At 57.6% G+C, this 22,610-nt stretch carries 19 protein-coding genes and 1 pseudogene; 4 read left to right on the top strand and 16 right to left on the bottom strand.

What is annotated here, in order from left to right; genetic code table 11:
- Nucleotides 1-100 precede the first annotated feature (100 nt).
- Both M3A49_RS27570 and galE read left to right on the top strand, forming a co-directional pair.
- On the top strand, nt 101-1,285 hold the full coding sequence (locus M3A49_RS27570) for a glycosyltransferase family 4 protein (RefSeq protein ID WP_416339023.1): 1,185 nt from the start codon (nt 101-103) through the stop codon (nt 1,283-1,285).
- A gap of 32 nt (nt 1,286-1,317) precedes the next feature.
- Entirely contained in the window at nt 1,318-2,349 is a 1,032-nt protein-coding gene (gene galE / locus M3A49_RS27565; RefSeq protein WP_266231862.1) for a UDP-glucose 4-epimerase GalE, read from the top strand.
- Nucleotides 2,350-2,456: 107 nt separating this feature from the next.
- On the opposite strand, the gene M3A49_RS27560 is transcribed toward galE, so the two are convergent.
- Nucleotides 2,457-3,356 (bottom strand): NAD-dependent epimerase/dehydratase family protein, encoded by a 900-nt coding sequence (locus M3A49_RS27560; protein WP_266231861.1) that lies wholly within the window; start codon nt 3,354-3,356, stop codon nt 2,457-2,459.
- Nucleotides 3,356-4,390, bottom strand: a complete 1,035-nt coding sequence (gene gmd / locus M3A49_RS27555) for a GDP-mannose 4,6-dehydratase (protein WP_266231860.1) — start codon at nt 4,388-4,390, stop codon at nt 3,356-3,358. Before gmd ends, M3A49_RS27560 begins: the two co-directional genes overlap by 1 nt.
- Nucleotides 4,391-4,682: 292 nt before the next feature.
- Here gmd and cysC point away from each other — a divergent pair, with 292 nt between their 5' ends.
- Nucleotides 4,683-5,336: an adenylyl-sulfate kinase gene (cysC, locus tag M3A49_RS27550; RefSeq protein ID WP_266231859.1), complete on the top strand. Its 654-nt coding sequence runs from the start codon at nt 4,683-4,685 to the stop codon at nt 5,334-5,336.
- 56 nt (nt 5,337-5,392) lie between these two features.
- Here cysC and M3A49_RS27545 read toward each other — a convergent pair whose 3' ends face one another.
- The 7 genes from M3A49_RS27545 to M3A49_RS27515 form a co-directional block, all read right to left on the bottom strand.
- The gene (locus M3A49_RS27545) at nt 5,393-6,349 is read right to left on the bottom strand and encodes a hypothetical protein (RefSeq protein ID WP_266231858.1); all 957 of its coding nucleotides are present in this window, start codon (nt 6,347-6,349) and stop codon (nt 5,393-5,395) included.
- Nucleotides 6,346-6,951, bottom strand: coding sequence for a histidine phosphatase family protein (locus M3A49_RS27540; RefSeq protein ID WP_266231856.1), 606 nt, complete (start codon nt 6,949-6,951; stop codon nt 6,346-6,348). The genes M3A49_RS27545 and M3A49_RS27540 overlap by 4 nt, the downstream gene beginning before the upstream one ends.
- Nucleotide 6,952: 1 nt before the next feature.
- A complete protein-coding gene (locus M3A49_RS27535; protein WP_266231855.1) occupies nt 6,953-8,134 on the bottom strand; it encodes a glycosyltransferase in 1,182 nt (393 codons plus the stop codon).
- A 143-nt stretch (nt 8,135-8,277) separates the two neighbouring features.
- Nucleotides 8,278-8,631, bottom strand: a complete 354-nt coding sequence (locus M3A49_RS27530; protein ID WP_266231854.1) for a hypothetical protein — start codon at nt 8,629-8,631, stop codon at nt 8,278-8,280.
- A gap of 98 nt (nt 8,632-8,729) precedes the next feature.
- Entirely contained in the window at nt 8,730-10,610 is a 1,881-nt protein-coding gene (locus M3A49_RS27525) for a polysaccharide biosynthesis protein (protein WP_266231938.1), read from the bottom strand.
- Nucleotides 10,611-10,626: 16 nt separating this feature from the next.
- Nucleotides 10,627-11,631, bottom strand: coding sequence for an MraY family glycosyltransferase (locus M3A49_RS27520; protein ID WP_266231937.1), 1,005 nt, complete (start codon nt 11,629-11,631; stop codon nt 10,627-10,629).
- 17 nt (nt 11,632-11,648) lie between these two features.
- On the bottom strand, nt 11,649-12,611 hold the full coding sequence (locus M3A49_RS27515) for an NAD-dependent epimerase/dehydratase family protein (RefSeq protein ID WP_266231853.1): 963 nt from the start codon (nt 12,609-12,611) through the stop codon (nt 11,649-11,651).
- 447 nt (nt 12,612-13,058) lie between these two features.
- Between M3A49_RS27515 and M3A49_RS27510 the strand changes: the two genes are divergently transcribed.
- On the top strand, nt 13,059-14,282 hold the full coding sequence (locus tag M3A49_RS27510) for a sulfotransferase family 2 domain-containing protein (RefSeq protein ID WP_266231852.1): 1,224 nt from the start codon (nt 13,059-13,061) through the stop codon (nt 14,280-14,282).
- Nucleotides 14,283-14,444: 162 nt separating this feature from the next.
- Here the strand turns inward: M3A49_RS27510 and M3A49_RS27505 are convergent, their stop codons facing one another.
- The 7 genes and pseudogenes from M3A49_RS27505 to M3A49_RS27475 all read right to left on the bottom strand — a co-directional run.
- Nucleotides 14,445-15,482, bottom strand: coding sequence for a class I SAM-dependent methyltransferase (locus M3A49_RS27505; RefSeq protein ID WP_266231851.1), 1,038 nt, complete (start codon nt 15,480-15,482; stop codon nt 14,445-14,447).
- 289 nt (nt 15,483-15,771) lie between these two features.
- On the bottom strand, nt 15,772-16,056 hold the full coding sequence (locus tag M3A49_RS27500) for an IS66 family transposase (protein WP_266231936.1): 285 nt from the start codon (nt 16,054-16,056) through the stop codon (nt 15,772-15,774).
- Nucleotides 16,057-16,211: 155 nt separating this feature from the next.
- A complete protein-coding gene (locus tag M3A49_RS27495) occupies nt 16,212-17,615 on the bottom strand; it encodes a glycosyltransferase family 4 protein (RefSeq protein WP_266231850.1) in 1,404 nt (467 codons plus the stop codon).
- A 473-nt stretch (nt 17,616-18,088) separates the two neighbouring features.
- On the bottom strand, nt 18,089-19,105 hold the full coding sequence (locus M3A49_RS27490) for a class I SAM-dependent methyltransferase (protein WP_266231849.1): 1,017 nt from the start codon (nt 19,103-19,105) through the stop codon (nt 18,089-18,091).
- Nucleotides 19,106-19,533: 428 nt separating this feature from the next.
- Nucleotides 19,534-20,787: a zinc-dependent alcohol dehydrogenase gene (locus tag M3A49_RS27485; protein ID WP_266231848.1), complete on the bottom strand. Its 1,254-nt coding sequence runs from the start codon at nt 20,785-20,787 to the stop codon at nt 19,534-19,536.
- Between the two features lie 533 nt (nt 20,788-21,320).
- Complete coding sequence (istB, locus tag M3A49_RS27480; protein ID WP_266231935.1) at nt 21,321-22,088, bottom strand: IS21-like element helper ATPase IstB; 768 nt, start codon at nt 22,086-22,088, stop codon at nt 21,321-21,323.
- A 2-nt stretch (nt 22,089-22,090) separates the two neighbouring features.
- Nucleotides 22,091-22,610 (bottom strand): annotated as a pseudogene (locus tag M3A49_RS27475) (IS21 family transposase); the annotation flags it as partial.

Here is a 22,610-nt window from a genome sequence, read left to right as displayed (position 1 = left end):
TAGCGTGCAGCGCGCGCCGCTTCGGTCGGACGGGTCCCGGCGCCCGTCGGCTAAAATGTGCGCCCCGGCCGCTGCCGCCATTGCCTGCCAATAACGCCCCGTGAACTCCGCACCCGCCCGAACCGCCACCGCCAGCGCGCCCCAGTCTGCCGCGCATCGGCATCCGCTGCACGTCGCCCTCGTCTGCAACACGGCCTGGGCGATCTATACCTATCGGCGGGGCCTGTTGCGTGCACTCACGGAAGCAGGCGCTCAAGTCACCGTGATCGCGCCGCGCGACCGCACCTTCGAACCGCTCGCCGCCATGGGCTGCCGCTGCGTCGAGTTGCCGGTCGCCTCGAAAGGCACGAATCCGCTCGATGACCTGCGCACGCTCCTGGCGCTTTATCGCCACTATCGCGCACTCAAGCCGGGCGTCGTGTTCCACTACACGATCAAGCCGAATATCTACGGATCGATTGCCGCCTGGCTCGCGCGCACGCCTTCGGTGGCGGTTACCACGGGCCTCGGTTACGTGTTCATCCGGAAGAGCCGCGCCGCGCAGGTCGCCAAGCGTTTGTATCGTTTCGCGTTCCGCTTCCCTCGCGAGGTGTGGTTCCTCAATCGAGACGACGAAGCCGCCTTCAAGGATGGCAATCTTCTCGCGCACCCCGAACGCGCGAGGCTGCTGCACGGCGAGGGCGTCGATCTCGACGATTTCCCTTTCACGCCGCCGCCCGAACGCGCAGAGTTCGCGTTCGTTCTTATTGGCCGGCTACTCTGGGACAAGGGCGTGGGCGAGTACGTCGAGGCCGCGCGCACGCTGCGCACGCGCTATCCGCACGCGCGCTTCGAGCTGCTCGGCCCGGTGGGCGTGGACAATCCGAGCGCGATCTCGCGCGAAGAAGTCGCTGCCTGGGAACGCGAAGGTGTGATCGAATATCTGGGCGAGACGACCGATGTGCGCCCTTTTATCGCCAATGCGGACTGCGTCGTGCTGCCCTCGTACCGCGAAGGCGTGCCGCGCACGCTGATGGAAGCGAGCGCGATGGGACGTCCGATCGTGGCCACCAACGTGCCCGGCTGCCGCGAAGTGGTTGCTGACGGCGTGAACGGCCTGCTGTGCGAAGCGCGCGACACCGGCTCGCTCTCCGCCAGCCTCGCGCGGATGCTAGAGCTCGACGGGCCGGCGCGCGCCGCCATGGCCGGGCGCGGCCGGAAAAAAATCGAGAAAGAATTCGATGAGCGCGTTGTGGTACAACGCTACCGGGAACTGATCCGGGAAATCACCGGGTCGACTTTTTGATCGAGTCTGGATTTCACGGGAACGAACACGGTATGACTGCGACGAACTCAAAGGGCACCATCCTCGTCACCGGTGGCGCGGGTTACATCGGCTCGCATACCTGCGTCGAGCTGCTCAATGGCGGCTACGAGGTGGTCGCCATCGACAATCTCGTGAACAGCAGCAGTGAGTCGCTCAAGCGCGTCGAGCAGATCACCGGCAAGCCCGTGGCGTTCTACGAAGCCGACGTGCGCGACGCCGCCGCCGTTACGCGCGTCTTCGAAGCGCATCGCATCACCGGCGTGATTCATTTCGCGGCGCTGAAGGCCGTTGGCGAGTCGGTGGCGAAGCCCATCGAGTACTACCGCAACAACGTCGACGGCCTGCTCGTGGTGCTCGACGTGATGCGCCAGCACGACGTGAAGCTGTTCGTGTTCAGCTCTTCGGCCACGGTGTACGGCATGCCCGAACGCTCGCCGATCGACGAAACGTTTCCGCTCTCGGCAACGAATCCCTACGGCCAGTCGAAGCTCATCGCCGAGCAGATCCTGCGCGACGTCGAGATCTCCGACCCGGCGTGGCGCATTGCCGTGCTGCGCTATTTCAACCCGGTGGGTGCGCATGAAAGCGGGCTGATCGGCGAAGACCCGGCGGGCATTCCGAACAACCTCATGCCTTATGTCGCGCAAGTGGCCGTGGGCAAGCTCGAAAAGCTGCGCGTGTTCGGCGGCGACTATCCGACCCCGGACGGCACGGGCGTGCGCGACTATATTCACGTGGTCGATCTCGCGAAGGGACACCTGAAGGCGCTCGATGCGCTTGCCTCGCGTGGCGAAGGCCTGGTCGTGAATCTCGGCACCGGACGCGGCTACAGCGTGCAGGAAGTCGTCAAGGCGTTTGAACAGGCCTCAGGGCGCCCCGTGCCCTATGAGATCGTGGCGCGCCGGCCTGGCGACATCGCCGAGTGTTATGCGAACCCGGTCGCGGCGGAGAACGTCATCGGCTGGAAGGCGGAGTTCGGGATCGAGCGCATGTGCGTGGATCACTGGCGCTGGCAGGAGAAGAATCCGCGCGGGTTTGAGTAAGGGCGAATGCAGCCGCGCTGGTTTATCGGGCAGGCGCGGCTGCAAAGAATGACGCGAGCGCGGCGCGACGCGTCGACAGCAGGCAGAATGTGCGCTGCCCGCCACCTTCACGCGGCGTCGCTATCGGTCAACATCCAGTGCAAGGTGTCGTAGAGTGTCGGCGCATCGAACTGGCCGATGGCGCTCAAAAGCTTGTGGTTATCGCCGCACTGCGATTTCACCTCGTGCTCACGCACAAAGTTGGGATTGGTCCGCGCTTCGATATCGTGACCAGTGATCGTGGACATTGTCTGCAGCACGTGCGTAAGCGTGACCGCATGACCCGAACACACGTTGAACACTTCACCGACTGGCGCCTTTTCGAGCAGCCTGCAATACACGTCGGCCACCCAGCGCACATCGGAGAAGTCGCGAGCCACGTCGCGATTGCCAAGCTCGATGACCGGCGCACGCCGACGGAAGTGATCCGCCATCTTCGCAACGAGAAAGCTCAACGATTGGCCAACGCCGATGCAATTGAACGGGCGCACCGTGATGATCGGCAACCGGTCCGTCCAGAGTTGCGCCATGTATTCGAGCGCGACCTTGCTCACGGCGTAGTCGTTCGCGGGGTGATATGGCGCCGTCTCCGGAATCGGCAGGCCTAGCGGGCCCGCACCATAAATGTTCGCGCTGCTTGCAAGCAGCACCGCCGAAGGTTTCTTTTCACCCGCGGCGAGCGCCTCGAGCAGATTGCGCGAACCCACGACGTTGGTCGCGTAAATTTCCCCCGGATTGCCGTGCCCAACGAACGAGATGGCGGCCAGATGCACGACCCAGTCGGGTCGCACACGCGCCACCACCTCTGCAAGCCCCGCGCGATCCTGAAGATCGCACGCGTACACGTCAGGTTTGGGCTCATCACAGCGCCGCACGAGACTCGAAATCTGATGGCCGCGCGCGCGCAATGCCTGAGCAACATAACGCCCCGTGAAGCCCTCGGCTCCTGTAATCAGCACTGAAGCCATCAGAACGACGTCCCCTTCTTGTTACGCGCGACATCCGCTTCGACCATCATCTGGCACAGTGTTTCAAGTGACGTTTTCGGCGCCCAGCCAAGCTCGTCGTGCGCCTTTTGTGCATCGCCAATGAGCAGATCGACTTCGGCCGGACGATAGAACGTAGGATTCACGCGCACGATCGTCTTGCCGCTCTTGCCATCACGTCCGAGTTCGTTCTCCGCAGTGCCCTGCCATTCGATCTCGATGCCAAGGCACTTCGCCGCCGCGTTGACGAAATCGCGCACGCTTACCGTGCGATTGGTTGCGAGCACATAAGTATCGGGCTGATCGGCCTGCAGCATGCGCCACATGCCTTCCACGTATTCCTTCGCGTAGCCCCAGTCGCGCTGTGCGTCGAGGTTGCCGAGTTCGAGTACGTCGAGCTGGCCGAGGCTGATTTTCGCGAGCGAATCGGTGATCTTGCGCGTCACGAACTCGCGGCCGCGCAGCGGCGACTCGTGATTGAAGAGAATGCCGCTCGACGCAAACATGTCGTAGCTTTCACGGTAGTTCACCGTGATCCAGTGCGCGTAGAGCTTGGCGACACCGTACGGGCTGCGCGGGTAGAACGGCGTCGATTCCGTCTGAGGAATAGCCTGCACCTTGCCGAACATCTCCGACGTGCTGGCTTGATAGAACCGCGCCTCCGGATTGATGATGCGCAGCGCCTCGAGCAGATTCAGGGCGCCGACTCCGGTCACCTGCGCGGTGAGCGCCGGCTGCTCGAACGACACGCCGACGAAGCTTTGCGCGGCAAGGTTGTAGACCTCGTCGGGCTGGGCGCGCTCCATCAGGCGAATACAGCTGCCCGCATCCAGCAGATCGTGCTCGACGAGGCGCAGATTTTGATGATGCGCGACGCCAAGCTCTTCGAGACGCCAAAAGTTGACGGAACTCGTCCGGCGGTACGTGCCATAGACGATATAGCCTTTCTCTAGAAGCTGCTCCGCCAGATAGGCGCCGTCCTGGCCCGTAATGCCAGTAATGATTGCTGATTTCACGAAACTCTATTCCTCAAGTGCATGAGTGCCGCCATGCGGAGCATTCTGCGCAAGCTGTGTTTGCCGCCGGCCGTTATATCACATTCCTGTACAACGACATCCGACGTTCTTGACCGTTTCTAGTGCCGTTGGACTCAGGGGAATTTTCAAAGGTTCTCATAAAGTGACGGATGCCGTTCGACGGCGTCAGAAACCTCTCCTGCATCACAGAAAGTTACAAGCCTGCAAATTTGTTGCAGTTTATTACTACGGTATTACAATTGCTGCTTAACCAGCTAGAATGGTGTGTCGCATGAATCGCATTCACTTTCATTGGGACAGCAAAAAGGTGGAAACAGCAACATCGACGGGCATAGTGATATGGCTCACCGGCATGTCCGGGGCGGGCAAATCAACCATTGCGCGTGCCTTAGTCGATCAATTGCATACGCTCTCCCTTCACGCCACGATGCTCGATGGGGACGTACTTCGCACGGGCCTCAACTCGGATCTCGGCTTTAGCGAAGCCGAGCGTACCGAAAACCTTCGGCGCGTCGCCCATGTAGCGGCGCTTTTTTGCAGCGAAGGATTTGTCGCCGTCGCGGCGACCATCTCGCCCGAGCCCGAGCACCGCGAAAATGCGCGGCGCATCGTAGGTGAGGCCTCGTTCGTGGAAGTGTTTGTTGACACGCCACTCGAGATCTGCGAAAGACGCGACCCCAAGGGGCTTTATCAGCGCGCCCGCCGCGGCGAAATCAAACAGTTCACGGGCTTGGGTTCGCCGTACTACCCTCCAGTCAATCCCGACGTCGTATTGCGCACACAAGAGTCCGACGTGGACGTTTGTGTCGCGCAACTCATCGATCATTTGCATCGTAACGGCCATATCACGGCGCCGCGAAGGGTCAACACCCACTCCTTTCCAGGCAGTGCGCGATCCGTCGCAAGCGGCGCGAAACTGCGCTGACTCGCGCGATTTCGACGCCGAGCGTCGAAATCGCGAGCAAGCTCCCGCCTGCGGTCTTACTCGATGTGTTCGAGATAGTGCAGCAGTGGCGCGACTGAATCGTTCATCGACAACGAGGTAAATCCCGCCGCCGAGCGCGAACTGTCTTCCAATGTTGCTTCGACCGCACGACGAATCTGCCCGATATCGTCCGCGTCCACCTGGGTACACGCGTCGGCCAGAAACTCTGCCGTCCAGGCGGACTTCGAAAGCAGGAGCTCGCACCCCATCGTCGCCGCCTCCAGTGCCGACGTACCTGGAAAATCCCGCGACAGCTCGATGAACAAATGGCTGTACGCCAGCGCGGACAAATGCAGTTCGGAGCCAAACGGCATCACAGGAATGAACGTCACATTCGGTCCAGCGGCGCGGCGGCATTCGGCGGCGTAGGCCTCATCGCGAATCGCGCCCGAAATCACGAGATTCAGATCGAGCCCCTTGAAGGCTTCGACGGCTGCAAGCTGATTCTTCTGCGGTTCGATGATGCCAGGCCAGATCGCGTAGCGATCGAGACCATACGATTCCTGAAAGACTCTCGAAACTTTCCCTTTGCGGCGGAATTTTGGCGAGATCAAAGGTGCAATACGAATCACCTGTTTGCCTTCGAGACTCAAATAGCGCGCGAAGTGCGCTTCCTCGGCGTGTGACTTGAAGACGATGGCGTCAAAACGCGCAAGCAGCCGGGACAGACGTTCCAGCTGCTGCTCACCCGGCTCGTCGACGAACCAGAGATTCGGCCACAGGATCAGATGACGCCCAGCACCGGCCAATTCATCGACGATCAACTCGGATCCGCCTTGCATGGAGAAGTGGATCACGGAATCGTAAGCACCCAGCGACCGTGAAGTCGGGCCGTAAATGTCCGACATCACTCCCGATGCATTCAGGAATTCGTTGAGCAACAGGATTTCCTGCTCTCCGCCGCCGCGGTGCAGAAAGGCGCTCGGCCAGGTCGTCAGCAAGATACGTTTCATGATGGGTCGGCCAGACTCGTCAATGGGATGTGCCGGTACGTTGTCGCGCGACCCGGCACAATGGTCGCGTTCAGCAGGTCGCAATTGCCGATGGGGAAATCCGGGTAGTCGCTCAATTCCAGTCCGAGAAGCCGGAGGAGGATCGAGCGCAATGTCCCTTCATGCCCGACGATCAGAACCGTCTCGTCTCGCTCCCAGACCCGCGATTCGCGGTCAAACCAACCCGTGATGCGCGAGACCATCTCGCGAAAACACTCCCCTTGCGGATAACGCAGATCGGGCGTGAGCCACGGTCGTTGATAGCGGGCGTCCATCGCCCAGAGCTCGTCGAGCGTCCAATGGCTATACGCTCCCGTATTCAGCTCGACAATCTCCTGTTCGACGTGAACCGGGCAGCGTGGGTTCACGAGCGACGCGATCGTGCTTCGTGCTCTCGTGAGCGACGACGTATAGATGCGCGTGAACGCAATGCTTTCCAGATAGCGGCAAACCTCGCCGGCCTGTGCGACACCCGTTTGCGATAGCGGGAAATCCTCAGCGCCGCAGACGAGGCGCTGCTCGTTGGCCGTGCTTGCTCCATGCCGTAGTAGATACAGTTCCACTCTAGAACCCGTACGTATTGACAATGCCGACGTCGACATCGATCGATCGATCGGTCATGTCATCGGCAAACTCGAAGTTTTGATTGATGAGCTCGATGCGTTCGTGCATCAGCTTTCCGATCGCGCCAACGGAAAAATCGTGGTCCACGCGACTGCGTGCATGCTCCGCTTTCGTCAGCCACTGCCCGTAGTTCGCCACCATGTCCGCGAAGGCGCGAGTGGCATCCTCCATGCTGGGCTCTGCCCACAGATCGTCGCTTCGATAACGCGGCCGGTTGTGGCCGACCGGCCGCAGATCGTAGGCCACGAGGCGCGTATCGGAGACGTCGCAGAACTCCATGTTTCCCGAGTAGCCGGTCACCATGACGGGGATGCCGCGGCTCATCGCGTCGGAGATCGTCAATCCGAAGCCTTCCGCCCGATGCAGCGAGACATAGACATCCACGTCGTCGTACAGAGCGGCCATTTCCGAGTCCTCGAGATGGCGGTCCATCAGCTCGATATTCGAATGACGTTCGACGATCTCGGTCAGCTTCTTCGAAAGCAGCGGGTCGTATTTCAGGTTCTTGACCTTGATCGTCAGCCGAACCGAATTGTCATGGGCAAATTGTTCGAGGAAGGCTCGAATGGTGAATAGCGGATTCTTTCTCTCCGCGTCGCTGTACACATCGAAGATCGTCAGGAAATGGAACGTGTCGAAGTGCTGGCCGGCGCGCCTCGCCTGAATTCTCGGCGTGATGTCGCGACTTTCGATCGGATAGGGAATCTTGACGATGGGAATATTGGCGGAGCGGGCAATCGCCGCCTGGCAAAGTGCCGATGGCGTCCAGATCTCGTCAAAGAATTCGAGTTGCCGCGCCCAATGCGCGGGAATGGTCTGCATTTCGTGAACCCAGTAGCCGATGTTGTAAAAACCATTCAGCGAGCCCTCGCCGAGGCGGGAGAAATATAGCGGAACCCGCCGTGCGTTGAAATGAAAGAGGTTGACCTTGTGTTTCAGGGACGCCAGCAGACGTTCGTCGATCGTGGCGTACTCGACGACTTGCGACGGCGACGGCCGGGAAAGCAGATAGACGTCGAAAGGCAGCGTGGACGCACCCAGACAGTCGATACTGAGCGAGGCGACACGCCCAATGCTGTCCTTCGCTTCATACGGCCCAAAAAAATTGACGCCCTTTTTCATAAATCCGTTCTGGAATTCAATTCGTCATGCTGGATGACCGCTGGCTCGTTGACGAGATTCCAGCGACCTGAAGTCGTGCCATGACGCCCTCGCCCGTACTTTCGAGCCCGACGGCAGCGTCAGCTTCGGACGTCGAATCGACGCTAGAGCGCGTCGAAGTTCGCCTTGTCCACCCGGTAGAAATGTCGGTCAAGCGAGCAATCAACGGCGTCTCGCATTTCCTTCGCAATAGCGTCGCGCCTGGACATATGGGCATTCCTGGCAATCGGCACGAAGATCAGTTTCACCACTTCCAGAAAGCAAGTTTTCCGCGCCGCCGGCATGTCGCGAATGCCGAGCAGCCAGTCGCTTCTTCTGAACTGGTCGGAATCGACAGTCGCGTGCCTCTCATTGGCCGCCGAGTCGAAAGCCTCGAAATGTTGCAATCTCTGCGCAACCGGCGCACGACCCAAGTACCGTTTGTAAGAGCTTCCTCTGACTGCTGTATCGACGATCATCAACTGTACCTGCTGCTTGTCGAGTGCGAGGAGGACGCCTCTCCCGCTTTGGATAAGCATCCCGGCGTAGACTGTCGGCCGCGACAGCACACACTGCTTTATGAAACGTTAGTTTTGGGTGCGATACTGCGTAGCGCCATCGTCGCGGGCATCTGGTATTCCGGCACCCAGCGATGCAAGTCGCGGCGAACCTGGTCGTCACCAACTACGCGAAGCTGCATCAGCCAAGGCAGAAGTTGCTCCAGCAGATCTGCGGGCACGTCGCGAGCCCGCGCAATGCGAAGCTTCGGGTGCGGTGTGCGCGTAGTCGTCTCGTCGTCGGCGAGGAGTTCCTCATAGAGCTTCTCGCCGGGGCGCAAGCCCGTGAACACTACGTGAATCTGTTCTTGCGTGAAGCCGTACAAACGAATGAGGTCGTGCGCCAGATCCGCAATCCGCACGGGCTGGCCCATGTCGAGGATGAAAATCTCACCGCCCTGGCCCATGCTCGATGCCTGCAGGACCAGTTGTGAGGCCTCGGGGATCGTCATGAAAAAGCGCGTGATCTCCGGGTGTGTCACCGTCACGGGGCCGCCGCGCGCGATCTGCTCCTGAAACTTCGGAATCACGCTCCCCGCACTGCCAAGCACATTTCCAAACCGCACGATTTCAAAGCGCGTCCGATGACCCGCGCTTTGCTGGAGCGACGAACAAACCATCTCCGCGAGCCGCTTGCTGGCACCCATCACATTGGTCGGGTTGACTGCCTTGTCGGTTGAAATCAGCACGAATCGCGAAACGTCGTGACGAATCGCCGCCCGCGCTACGCGATACGTACCCAGCACGTTGTTGCGCACGGCTTGCCAGGTGTTGAGCTCCTCCATCAGCGGCACGTGCTTATAGGCCGCGGCGTGGAAGACGATGTGTGGACGATACGTCTCCATGATCCGATCAAGCACGAGCGAATCTTTGACGTCGCCAATTGCGGGCAGCACCTCGACTTCGGGGTAGCTCTCACGCAGTTCCTCGTTCAGCCGATAGAGCGCAAACTCCGAACTGTCGAGCGCCACGAGTTGCGCCGGACCGAAGCCCATGATCTGACGGCACAGTTCGGAGCCGATCGAGCCGCCTGCTCCCGTCACCATCACCACGCGAGCCTTCAGCAACGCCTCGACGTGCGCCGTCTCGATATGCACAGGCTCGCGGCCCAGCAAATCCTCGAGATCGATCCGGCGGACACGCGCAAGCGACGCCTGTTCTTCGCCAAGTGCCGTAAGCGCGGGCAACGTGAGCGCTTTAACGCAGGCGCGCACGCACAGCGTCGCAATCCGCCGATGCACTTCGGGCGAAGCCGAAGGTACGGCGATAATCACATGTTCGACCTTCATTTGGGCGCTCAAGCGTTGCAGATCGTTGATTGCGCCCAGTACGCGGTAGCCGTAAAGTTCGCGGCCCAGTTTGACGGGATCATCATCGAGAAGGCCGACGAGACGCCATTCGCCCGAGCGTTTCAGTTCCCGAACGAGATTGGCGCCGGCCGTGCCTGCGCCGATCACGAAAACCGGCTTGCCCTGCCCGACTAGGCCGCCATAGCGGTAAAACTCCTTGGCGCTTCGGTACAGCGCACGTGAACCGCCCATGATCAGGAAAAGCAGCATGGGTGAGACGAGCCAAACAGAACGGGGCACGATGGGCTGCGGTTGAAGCAACGCCGTACCAATTACGACGGCGAGCCCTCCCATGCCGACAGCCTTGGCGATACGGACAAGATCGGGCAGGCTGGCGAATACCCACATGCCGCGATACAGGCCGTAGGTCCGGAACATCACCGCATACGCGATCAAAACTAGGACGAGCGCATGGAGGCCGCTGTGGAAATAGGCGGACGGTACCGGACCGTTGAACCGGATTACATATGCCATCAGCCATGCGGCAATGACGGCGCAGAGATCGAACGCAAACGCGCCAAGCGAAAGCCAGCGGGCTTTGAATTTTTTCATCGACGCAACATAACTGTCAGGTTTGCACAAGGCGGGACTGGTGCCTTCGCCAGCGCCGGTCGACATACATCCCCGCCGCCCCAAGTAACGTCGCCCATGTGACAACGGCCAGCCATTGCTGGACGGGTGCAAGTGTCCTTGCTGCGATAGCCAGCATTATGCCCGCGGCCATGAATGAATACCAAATGCGCGCCGTGAGGGCATGGCCGTACCCCATCTGCACCATGCGCTGGTAGTAGTGCTCGCGATGCGCCTGCCAAACTTTTTCTCCACGAAGTAACCGCCGCGCCAGCGTGACGGACGCGTCGGCAATGAAAGGAGAAAAAATGAGTGCCGGAAACCAGATCGGCCACGCGCCGCCCCGCCAGCCCCAATAGCCAAGCGCACCGGCAAGGAAGCCAAGCGGAATTGATCCGGCATCGCCGAGGAAAATCCGTGCCGGATGAAAATTGAACAGCAGAAACCCGCCCGCGGCACCAGCTGCGAGTGCGCTTGCGACTGCAAGCTGCAAGTCCGGTCGCGCAGCCGTAAGCGCGGCGATCGCGTATCCGCCGAAGCCAAAGAGGGCCATACCACCCGCGAGGCCATCGGAGCCGTCCATGAAGTTGTAGAGGTTGACGAGCCAGGTCATCAAGAAGGCGATAACGGCAAGCGCCGGCCAGGGCACCTGCGCCGGGTAGAGCGCGACGAGCGCGGCGACCGCAAACACATGAGCGCCAAAGCGCACCGAAACCGGCAATCCGCGACGATCGTCGATCTGGGATACCGCGGCCAATACTGCGAAGGCAAATGCGATTAACCAGAGTGACGGAGACTCGAACATCATCAGAACCGCCACAACGGGCACGATCCCCCAGCCGCCGGCACGCGGAATTGGCACGACATGAAGGGAGCGATCGTTTGGAACATCAGTTGCGAGACGCCAAGCTATTCCAGTCTTTAGCAGCCCCCAAAGTGCGAGTGCACAAAGGCAAAACGCAAACAAAGCGCTATAAAGCACGTCCAGATTCGTTAAAGGCATGCTGTTCAAAATGGATATCAGTGAGTAGCGCGATACCACGCAGCAGTTTCGAGCAAGCCTTGCTCCACGGTATAAGGCGGTTGCCAGCCCAGCACGCTGGTGATGCGCCTGCTGTCCACTCTCAACTCGTCGAGCAGTCGCCCAATCTGCGCGGACCGACCGGTTAAATGTCCGGCAACCCGCAACAGCACAGGCGGAACCGCGAGCGCACGGCTCGGTGCATGGAGTTGCCACGCGAGCATGCGCACCAATTCGGCAACGGAAAGATCATGACCGTCGCTCACGTGAAAAAGCTCGCCGGCAGCACGTCGATCCATTACGCAATGCACAATCGCGTCGGCCAGATTGTCCACGAATACCATGCTCCGGCGTGCTTCGACCCCACCCAGCGGGAGCGGCACGCCTTTCGCGATCGCATCCATTAGCTGAAGAAAGTTCGCCCGCACACCGGGACCATACACTAGAGGCGGGCGGACGATCACTACCTCGAGACCAGACTGCCCGCCGTACTCCCTTAGCGCACGCTCCGCCTCGAGCTTCGACACCCCATAGTGATCCAAAGGCCGGGGGGGCACCAGTTCGCTGAGCGCCTCACGCCCCGCGCTCGACTCAGCGACCGCCTTGATGCTGCTGACAAAAACGAAACGGCGGGCACCGGCTTGATGAGCAGCGCGCGCGACGCGCAATGTGCCGGCCACATTGGTCTCGCGGTACGCTGCAAGTGGATCCGCCGAGCGATCTCGCATCACGTGGACACGCGCGGCGAGGTGAATGACCGCCTGACATTCCAGATCAGCAGGCCAGTGAGATTCGATATCGTGGAAGTCATCCGTATCCAGTAGCCACGTGGCCGCGCCCTCAACCGCGGGGGTTGGCCGACGAACAACCCTCGTAACCTGATCGCCTTTAGCGAGTAGTTGGCGGGCAACCCCCTGGCCGACAAAGCCGCTCGCGCCGGTCAGCACTATATGTTTGGTCATCGGTAAGCGTCAAAAAAATGGCCGATGAGGCACCGCGACCAGCAATCACGCTGACCGCTCCTGCGCCTACACTCGGGCTCCCTGCGGGCTTTGCCAACATGAATGTGACTCTATCCATCCGCTATTGTATAACCCAGCCACCAGGCGAAGCAGATTACGCAGGCAGTCATAGCGTGAAATGCACTGAACTCGGGGATTCGCGGTCCCCGTTGCTGCGTTTGGCGCGGCAGACATGAGACAGATTGACGATAATGGAGGCCCGAAAGCCATTGCGCGCTGAAGTGCCATGCGAAATACAACGCCAGCCATACCAGCTGAAGTGAGGTTGGCCCTGTGGAATACTTCGCTCCCGGTTGCCTCCGAACCGCAATCCCGGGTTGATCGCTCACGACATCCGATTTAAATTACAAATCCATCAAATCGCCAAAAAGGGAATTTTTAATTGACATGGATAGCAATACGCCGATTTTTTTTCTACATATTCCCAAAACAGCCGGCACATCCGTAACCGCGCTCATAGAGGATAACCTTTCGTTATCAGAGGCGCTCCAAATGAGGCAGATCCGCGATTCGTACTATGGAAATACACTAGATTACCGGTTGCTAAAGAGCGCAAAAGCAATCTGCGGACACATCCCGCTCAGCGTTTCTCGATTGATGTCTCAGCCGGTAAGGACCCTGGTGTTTTTGCGCTCGCCTGTAGACCTCTCAATCAGTATGTTCAATCACCTCAAGCGCATCGGAGAAGTGAGTGAAAGCAGAACTCTGGCTGAATTTCTGCACTCGCCATACGCAGAGGTCATTTTTAACATGCAAACAAAGTGGCTATCCGGAGATCAACTCAACAATGTGTCAATTCCAATGGATAGACACGCCCTGAGTTTTGAATTCAGTGCGGGCACGAAGATTTTCGACCTCATTAAGCCTGTCGACGAAAATTCCCTTAAAAAAGCAAAATCAAATCTTGAACAAATTTCCTTTATTGGTATCTTCGAAAAAATGAAGGAATCCATTTCGCTACTAAAAAGTCATTTCAATTTTAATTCAAATCTGAACGCTTTCGCGGAGAACATCGGAAGCTACGACAGAACAATCGACCCTGGTCTCAGGCGCTTGCTCCTCGAAAAAAATTCGCTTGACCAGCGACTCTATGAGTTCGGGCTCGAGCTTTACCTACTGCAAACCACGGAGCAAGCCACAAGGAATCGCGCCGGCAGCAGCACCCAAACCTCCTGGGTCGAACTCGACATGAACGATTCGATCAGCCACGAAGGTTTCCACCAAAGAGAACTCTGGCCGCACTGGCACGGTGTCCGATGGACATCGGATGCCGCAAGGCTCTTCCTGCCTTGCATGCTGGATCCCTCCGTTGAATACAGTTACGAAATGACGGCGCTTGCCACTATCTCTGAGCCCGAGATTCATACAACCAGATTGATGCTCGGTGGAATGGATCTGGACTATCATTTGCAATCCGATAGCGGAATTCACCTATTCCGAGGAACAATTACCACGACATCTGCAGTAGAACATCCAACATTGGAAATTACCGCACCCTATGCACGGCATCCTTCGGAATTCACAGGCTCCGCAGACACCCGCTTACTCGGACTCGCAATCAAATCATTTCGACTCAAGCCAGTTCGATGCTGCGCAATAAACACAGCCTAACAATTCAAAAATTTGTCGATGCGTCGTGATGCCGTTGGTGAGTTGCGCAACGAATCTCGTAACGTGGAGGCATGCACGTAAAGTTTCGCTCTCTCCGAAGAGAACCGCTGCGTGCAGCTCGCTGAATCTGTCGGGACTTCGCTGGCGGAGCGGCACCTCCGGCTAAGATTTGATGGCGCGAGCAATGGCCCTCAATGGCGCCGTTATTCTCCATGAGGTCGATTTCTCAAATGCCTCGATTTGTATTCTTGCAAAATGAAGGGCTTGCTTGGTTTTTTCGAGATCAAGATTTATAGCACTGGGACTTGAAGCCTCTGACTTAACGGAATCCAGGGGAGCAGCCGCGCGCCCCTGTATGGATGTAGCTTCCCACAAATGGGCCACATGGGTAAAAGAGGCGTGCTTCACGACTTCCCAATCTGTGCGATGAAGCGCTTTCCGAAAATATTCTTCCTGGAATCCCAATTCAAGCCAGCCATGCTGCCGTATTGCCCATAACGACTCTCCATCAAGCCTTAGACCCCATGGCATTGGCTGCCTATCTTCAATAGGTTCACCCACAAAGTAGACGCGGCCTTCTGGTTTAATAATGCGATGCAACGCACAAAGCAATCGTAGATGATCGGCGCAATGGTGAAAGCATTCGAAAAATATCGCCGCATCAAATTTTTCATCTAGCGTTTCCGCCACCATGAAATCGGCATTTATTGATCTGATCGATATATCGAGTTTCTTCGCGCGCTGTTGAATGAGTCTACAAAAGCCCTCATCGACATCGACGGTTGTCACGTCGTAGCCAGATTGAGCAAGGGCAACCGACATATTCCCCCAACCCGCACCAAACTCAATCAGCCTCGCAGGTGGCCGAATACAGAGTCGATTCAACAGAGCCCCGATCGCGATGTATTGCGCACCTATAATATTTGGAGAGCGTGTACTATAAGGGAAGATGCTTTCGAGTGATGTTACATCTACTGGGTACCCCTCGTTTTTGGTCTGATATGGTTTACCGGCGACACGCGTATACAGCGCCATCTGTGCACGCAGATATTCCTCGCTAAAAGGATCTTCCGGGAGTGGCGGCGGATCCATCCTGAAAGTATCAAAGGTATTTCGCAGGGCTGCATCGGAGACAGCGGCCGCCGCGTGGCATTCCGCAATTTTTCTGTCAAGATCTTCGATGTTTCGTAAGACTTGCATGCTCTCCCTCCCGCTGAAGAATTGCCAGATATTACTCCAGTGGCAGATTCTGGGACCGAAATTGCGCAGTTGAGACGCACAATCCACGCGCCCCGTACCCGCCCCTCCAGCGACGTTTTGACTGGGGATCATGGTCGTCAGACTGCGGTGCGGAACTGATCGGCGTCGGGCCACGATGCGAAATCGATGGGACGGTCAATCGCACGGTCGACTATGCGAGCGAGCACGAAGCGCAGATACGCCTCAGGAGCGATGCTGATGGATTTTGGGGTGCTAACAATATTGTAAATCACGGCGACACGTTCGCCGCCGGAATTTGCTCCGCCGAACAGATTGCTACGCCGACCACTGCCCACCTCTCGTACGCTGGGTGCAGTCCGTGGAACTGTCGCCGAGTGTGCGTCCAACAAACCGCCTTCGTGTGGTGCCCGGTTTCGCAGATGGCCTGGTAGCCACCGTCAGCGTCGGTTTGCTGCGTACCGTGGAATGGCTCTAAGTAAGTACTGGTGTAGATGGATGCCCAGACCACAGTGCCGGTGTCATGCCTCTGCGACAACCAATGTGCAAGACTCATTCGGATAATTTCTCCAAACTCGCCTGGAACCACGCGCAGTAAATGTCCATTTCCTCTGATTCCCACCACGTTCTGGTAAAAATCAGATTGCCGTCTATGGATGCAAACAGTGCTAAGGCGACCGTTACGATTTTTGATTGGGCTGTTGTTGCCAATCAGTGCCAAGACTGGGCGATGCCGTCAAGCGTTTGGGCGGCCTTTATTGTGCTGTCGGATAAGAGTGCCAGGTCCTTATCTGTGGCCGGTTGCAGCGCAGTATCTTTTTCCAGTTCCCTCAGTACTTGACGCTCCAACTCGCTTGCTGACGTTGCAACCGGCCCGACTCTTTCTAACGGGCGAAAATGAGAGTCAAACGCATCAAGTGCCGTCTCGGCCGATCGTTGCCAAGAGAATTTTTTCGCGTGGGCTATGCCGTGGGCTCGGAGCGACGCCCTGAAGTCCGCATCTGACAATGCTCGCTCTATCTTTTCGGCAATGTCAACTGCGGACGTCGGGTCAAAGAGTGCATCGGTGCGCCCGATAACTTCTGGCAGGCTGGTGCTATTTGAAGCGATAGATGGCGCTCCGCACGCGAGCGCTTCAAGCACGGGAAGGCCGAATCCCTCATGAAGCGACGGAAATACATGTAGCTCGCAAATACTATACATACATACCAGATCATCGTCCGGTATGTAGCCGGTAACTATGACTTCATCATCTCTCAAGCTAAATGAAGATATTTCAGCTTTGAGCGCGCCCTTCTCGTGTGGACGGATACTGCTCCCAATGACGAGTTGGTGAGCGCTGCGCATGTCGTCTGGCAGTCGAGAAAATGCGTCTATGAGAGTACCGAAATTCTTCCGTGGGTCAAATCCACCGGGAACGTAAAAAATGAAAGGACGACTAATCCCATATCTATCTAAAAGTGCTTTGGCCTCGGCTGCCGACTGAGGGCGGGGCCAAAATCCGTCGTCGATGGACGTAGAGATGTTGACTATCTGGTCAGCCTCTATGCCGAGTAACTCGATGGCTTCGCGACGCGAGCTTTCGGAGATTGCTAACAGTAAATCGGCGCGCCTAAGCGAGGCGAGCTTTCGAACGTAATAGTCCTTTATGTACTGCTCAGTCAGATAAATATCTTTGAGGGCAAGCGGAATCAAGTCGTACAGCGTCACGGACGTCGGAATTTTTTTGCCATTTGCGCCGATCGTCACTGCCGCATCGTCAACCGTCCCTTCGAACAGACTTGAGACATGAACGACATCTGGTTGCATGTGAGCTAAGAATAGCTCCCTCAAATGCTCAGCCGCGCGGAGACGCCATTCGTTCCCAGAGACAAATTCGGCGACATTCCCCATTCCTGGGAACGTAACGATTTGGGCGGCCGGAATCAGCCCATCAAAATCTTGCTTGATTGGATCGATTGTGCCTGGAAAATTATCGTTCAGTAGCAACCAAACTTCGTGCCCTCGCGGAATGGATTGACGCGCTATCTCTTTAGCAAGTGATTTTGAGTAGCGGCCAAGCCCGCGGAACCGGCTATCATCCTGACACGGTTGAAGGTCGATAACGATGCGCATGACATCTCCAATCTGAGGTGACAGACAACTATTATAGCGAGGCGCCCCAGTGTCATTGTTCGCTGTCTATAACTCGCCGACGGCGTCCACTACCCACCGGGCCCCTTCCATCAGGCTCAGTGCCGTATGTCAGGCGGCGATCGTGCTCTGTACTCATGATCTGCACCCGGAGCGTCATATACGCACCCGTCTAATGTGGCGAGCCAGAGCAATCGATCTCAAACACAGCAGTTTTGAGTTGATTTCGTGATGTCGCTCAACGCCTGCCAGACACAGCTTGGTACGCTGCTTGCACAGATCTGCGCCCCGGGCAGCAACGATTGCGAGTTTGCATCCCACCGGGTGGAGAAATTCCCTAGGTCCCACTGGACCACGGCGAATGAATACGGAGGAGCATCGATCGATTTGCGCAGCAAGCCTTCGTGATGAGAGAGGAGAACGAGAATTGTCCGATCGCCTCTCACCACAAAGGTTTATGCTGGCAAGGATTTCAAGAAAATATGCAGGTCATCGCCATCAACATAGCGGTCGGCCGTGTAGTTCGAGAACTCTACATTGCGCGCACGAAGGGATCGGGGTGCAATTCTGAGCAGTGCATCGCGGTAGAAGTCGATAAACGGTGCAAATGTGCACAACAGCTTATTCGCAATGAATGCCACAGGGCGCAGGTTTGTATCGCCATCGAAGTACTGGACAGTCCCGGTTATGACCCCAGGCCAATCTTCGCTCATGATGTCATCGATGGAGACAATGCCATGCGGCGCGAGGGTATCCTCGGCAAGCCGAAGGTCGTTGAGGAGGACCTCTCTTGTATGACCTCCATCGACTGAGAAGAATCGAGCTTTCTGCCCATCAGGCATAAGATCATCCGCATGGACTTCTAGGGAAGATCGTTTGAAAATCAATACGTCGCCCCCCGGGCAGTAGGCCGACATGTTTTTTATGAACGCATCTTGAGTGAGATTGCGAAGAGAAGAATCAAAGCCACCGTCGGCATAGGTAGCCATGTCCTTATTCAGCTCTTGATCTTCGAAGATGTCAACTGCGATGGCCTTCTCGTTGGGGCGCAATGAAGTTGCCAGACCTGCGAGATGCTTGCCGTGGTAAACACCAATCTCAATGATGTTTCCACCATATCCGTTGCGAGCCTGAATCTGCGTTAGAACAGAGGAAATATATGCGCTGCTCGGCAAGAGCATCCCTTCGATGTCGGGTAAGTTTCTTAGCCAATTCACCAAGAGAGGCTCAGGATAAACGCCGAACTTACTAATAATTTCTTCTGCGGACAACGGCGCTTGTGACGGCTGCAAAGCACGCTTGAAGATGCCGCGCTTAAACTCACTCGATCCAAGTATACCTTTGACCAGGTCCTCAGGATCCGCGCAACGCTTCAACCAGCTATTAATAGCCTCATCGCTCTCCGGCTCACGTCGAAGTAGCAAGTTATATGCTGAGACGACATCCTCTTTAGTGATCATCGCGTTGCTCATGGTCGATTGGTCCGACGGACATTGTAATCAACATGGTACCGCTCTTGACGGTCAAAATGCGTAGGGAGCATGTGCGAACGGCAAGTGTGCCTAGCAGGTTGCTGAAATACCTTCCGGGAGGGCTTCACAAAAAATTCCCGACCTCATAGGAAGTCCTGCATGCCGCTCGCGCGACTCCGGTAAGGGGTAGGTCACCCCTGAAAACTGCTTCTAAGCACCCTGCAAAACGGTATTTCAGCAACCTGCTAGGCGCTGGCGCGGCATACGTAAACCGATGCGCAGACCGTCGCGGTAAGTTTCACTGCGTGAGCGAGTGCGTGCCAGCAGCAACTCGCAACGCCCCGGGCGAACGTGAATGCGGCAACGAGTGCCGCCGCTGCACAGACAATCGCGTGGTAGTTCCGTTGAATTGATGGGGCGCGTGGAGCTTATGGTCGGATTTGCACCTTCACCGCGCCCGATTGCTTATCATCCGCGATTTGAAATGCACGAGCCGCATCCGCCATCGAGAATTCGTGAGTGATCAATTTCCGAAGTTGATCAGCCTTGCGCGCGAGAAGATCAATTGCAATCTCGAAGTCGTGCTTCCCGTCCAGATACCCATAGCAGTTGGAGAATTGGAATGTCAATTCTTTTACCAACGGAGGGAACACGTCGACTCCTTTGAATCCTGGGTCGAAGGCGCCGACGATACCAACCGACCCGAGAGGTCGAACGAGGCGGCACGCCAGATCAAGCGTCGACTGCGAGCCGCCTACTGCCTCGACTGCAAAGTCGACGCCATGAGAATTGGCTTCCAAAACCCGCTTTAGAGCTGTCTCGGTATCCGGGAAAAAGTCCTCGGCACCAATGGATCTGGCGAGTTCACCTTGAAACGCGTGTTTCGCAACGACAAACACCTTTGTGGCGCCCGCATCGAGCGCCGCCGCCACGGCGCCGAGTCCGATGGATCCTGCACCAATTACTACACCAGTCATTCCTGGCTTGACACCCACACGGCGCATGGCGTGCACGCCAACCGCAAGTGGTTCTACAAGTGCGCCTAGCGAATCATCGACTGAATCTGGAAGGTCAAACGTGGCGGAGTCCTTGACTCGCACATATTGAGCGAAACCTCCGGTACGCAGCGGAGCCTCCTTATCGATACAATGAAATGCTAGGCCGCGGACGCAGAACTCACACTTCCCGCACATCGCATTTAGAAATACATCAGCAGTAACCCTTTGCCCGACGCGCGCCGGGGAAACACCTTCGCCTACCGCGACGATTACGCCTGCGTATTCGTGGCCTTGCGGGACGGAGTGACGGCTCGAATCCTTTCTGTAAGAAGACAAATCGGTGCCACATATACCGACTGCACCAACCTTGATGACCACCGTTCCAGGACGTGCATCTGGACTGTTGACTGTCGAGACATCGATTTGGCGTAGTCCGGTATGGATAGCTGCCTGCATCGGCTCACCAGAGTCAGGCTGCTCCATCGGAGTAAGCGACGAGAAAGAAAATCCTGCCTTGATCAACTTTGGAATTCGATTGGCCCGAAATTCGTCAGACCCCATAAGCCCTCGAATCAGGTCAAGAGAGCTCTCGGCATTCTGCATCCAGTACTCAATCGCGTCCGGTTCGGCGGGGCGCGCAAGGAGCAGCGAATAAGCCGACTCCACGTCCTGTCTTGTTAGCATCGGAATTCCTTGTCTCTCGATTGCTGCAGCGAATGGGCGAGTATATCTGGTAAATAACGGAAATTCTTCCATTGTGGTCCGTCGAGTACTTGGCCAATCAGACTGGAGCTGCGCAAGCGAGCATCAAAAGGCGCAGTTTGCGCTCGGCTCCCACTAGCTTGTCGGGTGCACTCGGAACCCGGTTGACCATGACCGAGAAGGCGAGCAAAGCCGGGTCGGCTGGAAACGTCGCGGACAAGTACCTCAGATACGCGAATGACAATGGTGCTTGTGCGCTGGAGCAACACACACGTTCTCAGATACGGGCTGTTTTCGCTAGCTTTGCCGCATGACTGAATGCCTGCCTCAGACGACCGCCTGAAAGTTCAAGCGCCTGCCGTAACTTTACTTCCCCGAGACCCTGCGTCACAATCAGCGCAACCCACTTCCCTTGGAACTGTCCGTCCCGTTCAAACCGTCCCTGACCTCCCCGATGGGCAGTTCAAACTCCTCCACTTATGGGCGGCTAAATTCCCCCAGGCAGGACGAGCGGATTATGCGTCGGATTCCTCAGTGACGGCAAGTCTGGTGGCAGCTTCACGCAGGCGATAGCTCTTGCCTTCAAACTCGAGGAGTTTGGAGCGATGAAGCAGTCGGTCAAGGATCGTCGAAGCCATGGTGTTGTCGCGAAGGTAGCGCCCCCAGTCCTGGACGACGCGGTTGGACGTGACGAGGATGCTGCGGCGTTGCTTGTAGCGTTGATGGACGATGGTCTGCAGCAGTTCGGCCGCGGCATCGGGGATGCGTTTGGCGAGGAACAGATCGTCAAGCACGAGGAGTTCGGGCTCGACGAGAGCTTTGAGCAACCGGTCCTGATCAGCGCGCGTTTCCACGGCATAGCCGGCGAACACGGTGTCGGACTCGACGTAGCGCACCTTCATCCCCTGCAGGGTGGCGTTGTAGGCGATGGCCTTCGCAACGTGGCTTTTGCCGGTGCCGGGTTTGCCGATCAGCAGCGCGTTGTCGCTATCGGCGACGAACTTCAGGGTGTGTAGCTCAAAGCAGGCTTGACGGCGTACTTTCGGATTGAAGGACCAGTCGAAGTCGGTCAGGGTTTTACGCTCGTCCAGTCCGGACTGCTGGAAACGTCGTTCGAGCAGTCGGGATTGCCGGCGGTCGAGCTCGTCCTGCAGAATCATGGAGAAGGTTTCGAGGAACGACTGCTGGCTGGCCTGGGCCTGCAGTACCCGGGTTTCGAGTGTCGCGCTGATGCCGGATAGGCGCAGTTCGCGCAGGGCGCGGTCGATTTCGGCAAGGCTCATGCTCAAGAGAGATCTCCATGGGTTGATGGCATGGCGGCGCTATGTTTGGCGCCGAGGGTGAACAGGTCGGCATAGTCGTCGCCGTCCCGGATGAGGTGATGTTCCTGAGTCAAGGGCAGTTCGCCCTGGACGGGCGCGTCCAGTTCAGCTAGCGCCTGCTCCAGCAGACGCTCGGTCAGCGCCTTGACGTGCTTGTAGCTGGGCACGCCTTCTCTCATGGCGATCTCGCAGGCCGATTCGATCAGGCGGCGGGGGTAGCGCCGGACCAGGCCAACGATGCCCCAGAGCTTGCGCTGACCGACCCGGCCTTCGGTGTCGAACAGATGCTGGCACAGGCGCTCGGCCGATGGCCCGATCGTCCTGGCCTGCGCGAGGATGCGGCGCGTTTCCCGGGAGGGATTGAACGGCCGCTCGTCCTGCGGCAGTACCACCGTGCCCGGCCTGTCGGCCAGCATGTGGGTGCGCAGCAATGCCTGTGTCTGGAGGTTGCGGATTTCCAGGTGACGGGCAAACTTACGCACC

Origin of the sequence: Paraburkholderia sp. CNPSo 3076 (assembly GCF_026343935.1) — a bacterium.
GTDB classification, from domain to species: Bacteria; Pseudomonadota; Gammaproteobacteria; order Burkholderiales; family Burkholderiaceae; genus Paraburkholderia; species Paraburkholderia nodosa.
Note: the sequence above shows the minus strand (reverse complement) of the source record. Positions and strands in the feature narration are given on the sequence as shown.

Coding starts and splice junctions, on each gene's coding strand:
- galE (WP_266231862.1), top strand. CDS start 1,318: ATGACTGCGACGAACTCAAAGGGCACCATCCTCGTCACCGGTGGCGCG.
- M3A49_RS27560 (WP_266231861.1), bottom strand. CDS start 3,356: ATGGCTTCAGTGCTGATTACAGGAGCCGAGGGCTTCACGGGGCGTTAT.
- cysC (WP_266231859.1), top strand. CDS start 4,683: ATGAATCGCATTCACTTTCATTGGGACAGCAAAAAGGTGGAAACAGCA.
- M3A49_RS27545 (WP_266231858.1), bottom strand. CDS start 6,349: ATGAAACGTATCTTGCTGACGACCTGGCCGAGCGCCTTTCTGCACCGC.
- M3A49_RS27535 (WP_266231855.1), bottom strand. CDS start 8,134: ATGAAAAAGGGCGTCAATTTTTTTGGGCCGTATGAAGCGAAGGACAGC.
- M3A49_RS27530 (WP_266231854.1), bottom strand. CDS start 8,631: ATGATCGTCGATACAGCAGTCAGAGGAAGCTCTTACAAACGGTACTTG.
- M3A49_RS27525 (WP_266231938.1), bottom strand. CDS start 10,610: ATGAAAAAATTCAAAGCCCGCTGGCTTTCGCTTGGCGCGTTTGCGTTC.
- M3A49_RS27520 (WP_266231937.1), bottom strand. CDS start 11,631: ATGCCTTTAACGAATCTGGACGTGCTTTATAGCGCTTTGTTTGCGTTT.
- M3A49_RS27515 (WP_266231853.1), bottom strand. CDS start 12,611: ATGACCAAACATATAGTGCTGACCGGCGCGAGCGGCTTTGTCGGCCAG.
- M3A49_RS27510 (WP_266231852.1), top strand. CDS start 13,059: ATGGATAGCAATACGCCGATTTTTTTTCTACATATTCCCAAAACAGCC.
- M3A49_RS27505 (WP_266231851.1), bottom strand. CDS start 15,482: ATGCAAGTCTTACGAAACATCGAAGATCTTGACAGAAAAATTGCGGAA.
- M3A49_RS27500 (WP_266231936.1), bottom strand. CDS start 16,056: ATGAGTCTTGCACATTGGTTGTCGCAGAGGCATGACACCGGCACTGTG.
- M3A49_RS27495 (WP_266231850.1), bottom strand. CDS start 17,615: ATGCGCATCGTTATCGACCTTCAACCGTGTCAGGATGATAGCCGGTTC.
- M3A49_RS27490 (WP_266231849.1), bottom strand. CDS start 19,105: ATGAGCAACGCGATGATCACTAAAGAGGATGTCGTCTCAGCATATAAC.
- M3A49_RS27485 (WP_266231848.1), bottom strand. CDS start 20,787: ATGCTAACAAGACAGGACGTGGAGTCGGCTTATTCGCTGCTCCTTGCG.
- istB (WP_266231935.1), bottom strand. CDS start 22,088: ATGAGCCTTGCCGAAATCGACCGCGCCCTGCGCGAACTGCGCCTATCC.